General features: G+C 54.5%; 3 protein-coding genes, 1 pseudogene and 1 riboswitch. All 4 genes and pseudogenes read left to right on the forward strand.

The features are described 5' to 3' along the window. Positions 1-65: 65 nt before the first annotated feature. Positions 66-127, forward strand: a riboswitch (Fluoride riboswitch). A gap of 144 nt (positions 128-271) precedes the next feature. After that, on the forward strand, positions 272-655 hold the full coding sequence (gene crcB, locus DQ405_RS26445; RefSeq protein ID WP_168426476.1) for a fluoride efflux transporter CrcB: 384 nt from the start codon (positions 272-274) through the stop codon (positions 653-655). Between the two features lie 10 nt (positions 656-665). Then, positions 666-1,020 (forward strand): annotated as a pseudogene (locus DQ405_RS27330) (DUF190 domain-containing protein). Between the two features lie 2 nt (positions 1,021-1,022). Continuing rightward, positions 1,023-1,553, forward strand: a complete 531-nt coding sequence (ppa, locus tag DQ405_RS27335; protein ID WP_168426478.1) for an inorganic diphosphatase — start codon at positions 1,023-1,025, stop codon at positions 1,551-1,553. A 307-nt stretch (positions 1,554-1,860) separates the two neighbouring features. After that, the coding region (nhaA, locus tag DQ405_RS26460; protein ID WP_168426477.1) for a Na+/H+ antiporter NhaA at positions 1,861-2,959 on the forward strand (1,099 nt) is incomplete at its 3' end.

A 2,959-nucleotide genomic window follows, 5' to 3' on the forward strand; every position in this document is an offset into this window, starting at 1 on the left:
CCAAAGGGGCCTTCAGAACGCAAGCTTGCAGCTGCTCTTGATGCCACTGGCGCTGATGCTATAGGATCAGAACAGGAGATGGCATTCCTCCTTAAACCGCCCTCGTGCTGATGATGCCTACGTGAACCCTGGACAGGGTGCGTAGGTGTGTCTCCCTGTCCTCCAATTTAGGACAGGATATGAATTTGCCCTTCGATTTTTTCTTCACTTCCCGCCTCCGTGCGAGCCGTTTGCCCGTTAGCCCACTCATATGTGATGAGGAGGGCTCTCCGTGCTGAAGTCATTAATCGTCATTGCCGTTGGCGCTTCACTTGGAGCCTGGTTGCGTTGGCTCTTGGGGATGAAACTGAATGCTCTGTTCCCGACGATTCCTCCAGGTACTCTGGTTGCGAACATGGTTGGTGGTTACATCATCGGCTTGGCCATCGCCTTCTTGGCCGCATCTCCTTCCCTTAGCCCAGAGTGGCGCCTCCTGATCATCACGGGGTTCTGTGGCGGTCTCACCACCTTTTCTACATTTTCAGCCGAAACGGTTGCCTTGATTCAGGAAGGCAGACTGCTCTGGGCGCTTGGCTCAATTTCGTTGCACGTCGTAGGTTCGTTAGCGATGACCGCTGCCGGGCTTGTGTCCTACCAAATGATTGGTACTCGCTGAGGAGATAGAAATGAAAGGCTATATGGTCGTTTTCTTCACCCAACAAAACCGTCGTTATCAGGGAAAAATGCTAGGCGAATGGATAGTCGACGTGGCTAAAGAAATGGGATTACGCGGCGCCACGCTCTGCACCGGAATCGAAGGGTTTGGGCACACTGGGAAACTGCATTCATCGCACTTTTTTGAGCTGGCGGATCAACCCACAGAAATTCGCTTGGCAATCACGGAAGATGAGGCAGAACGGCTGTTCACACGACTGGACTCCGAGGAAATATCGGTGTTTTTCACGAAGACGCCAATCGAGATGGGCACCCTTGGAAAAACGTACTTCCAGTGCAGCCCCTTCCAAAACTTCGGAGCTATGAACATGAGTTACACGGACATTCCAGTTGGTAACGCGATCCCCGATGACTTCTTCACCGTTATCGAGATTCCTGCAAACCACTCGCCGATCAAGTACGAGGTGGACAAGCCAAGTGGGCAGATCTTTGTCGACCGCTTCCTCAGCACACCGATGTTCTATCCGGCCAATTACGGGTTCATTCCAAATACGTTGAGTGATGACGGCGACCCCTTGGACGTTCTGGTGATTTGCCCTTACCCGGTATCGCCTGGTGTTGTCATTCGCAGTCGCCCGGTGGGTGTGATGTACATGACGGACGAAGCTGGAGCGGATGCGAAGGTGATCGCAGTGCCTCATGACAAACTCAGTTCTATGTACAGCGACGTAAAGGAGTGCGCCGACCTCCCTGCGTTACTCCTCGCACAGATACAGCACTTCTTCGAAAACTATAAGGCGTTGGAGCCGGGTAAGTGGGTGAAGATGGGCCGTTGGGGGAGCGCGGACGAAGCGCGGGAAGAGATTCGCAAGTCGGTAGCTGCGTATATCCCCAAATAGGCCTACGCCAGATTGAAATGCATCTGTCGGTGGGTCGCGCTGAGGTGCTTGCATCTATGCTGCGCCTCAGTTGCTCTGATCATCAAATATCCGGGAACCACACGCTTGGAAAGAAGGATCGATGTTCGCTCGCTTAGTGGCTATGCGCTTGGAGCGTGCTCCTGAGTCTCGTGAACGAGCCCGTGCCGGTGAACAGACTGGATGCCGATTAGGGCTTGGTGTGAATCGTTACAGGCTATGTGCCCTGCCGCGTTGGTAAGCCCCTGATGTTAAAATAATCGCTTTAGACCAAAGCGTAAGGACACTGATGACTCCCAGTAGAACTCCCGCAGAAACCCCCAGAGCAGCCGCGATCCTGGCTCGCTTCCTATCGTCGGAATCCGCTGGCGGTCTCGTACTGATGGGCGCAGCACTCGCGGCCTTAATTGTGGCTAACTCGCCTCTCTCGCAAGGTTATTTTGCCGCCTTGCACAGTGTCTGGCTGGGCATGTCTGTGGAGCATTGGGTCAATGATGGCCTGATGGCTATCTTCTTCCTGATGGTCGGCCTTGAGATCAAAAGAGAGGTTCTGGCAGGTGGGCTTTCCACTTGGGGCCAGCGTGCCTTACCGGGATTTGGTGCTATAGGCGGCATGGTTGTGCCTGCGCTGATCTACATCGCAATCAACTGGGATAATTCTGAGACCTTGAAGGGCTGGGCCATCCCAGCCGCTACCGATATCGCATTCGCCCTGGGCGTCTTGTCGCTGCTGGGTAAGCGAGTCCCGACTTCGTTAAAGGTTTTCCTCGCCGCCTTGGCGATCATTGACGACCTGGGCGCTGTGGTCATCATCGCCTTTTTCTACACCACTGGTCTTTCCATGCCGATGTTGCTGGCATCGCTCGCAACCCTGGTCATTCTGATCGCAATGAATCGCTTGGGCGTCAGACGATTATTCCCATATTTGCTGGTCGGTGGTGTGCTGTGGTTCTTCGTGCTGCAGTCGGGAGTGCATGCCACCCTTGCGGGTGTTGCCGTTGCACTGTGCGTCCCAATGGGCAAACCTGAAGAGGAGGCCCGGTCTCCACTGCTGTTCCTGGAAGAAAAGCTGCACATGTGGGTAGCGTTCGCTGTGGTGCCGATTTTCGGCTTCGCCAATGCGGGTGTTTCACTGGACGGTATTTCTATGGAGAATCTAGTCGATCCGGTTCCGCTGGGCGTAGCTCTGGGTCTGTTGGTGGGCAAGCAGATTGGCATTTTCCTATTGGCTGCTCTGGCCATTCGTACGGGCTTGGCCAAACTACCGGAAGGCAGCAATTGGGCACAGCTTTACGGCGTTGCGCTCTTGTGTGGCATCGGCTTCACGATGAGCCTGTTCATCGGCAACCTGGCATTTGCTGGATCGGCTCACCTGATTGACGAAGTAA

Source organism: Pseudomonas sp. SST3 (assembly GCF_003325755.1).

Excerpts from the sequence above, each read along its gene's own strand:
- ppa (WP_168426478.1), top strand. The coding sequence starts at position 1,023 with ATGAGTTACACGGACATTCCAGTTGGTAACGCGATCCCCGATGACTTC.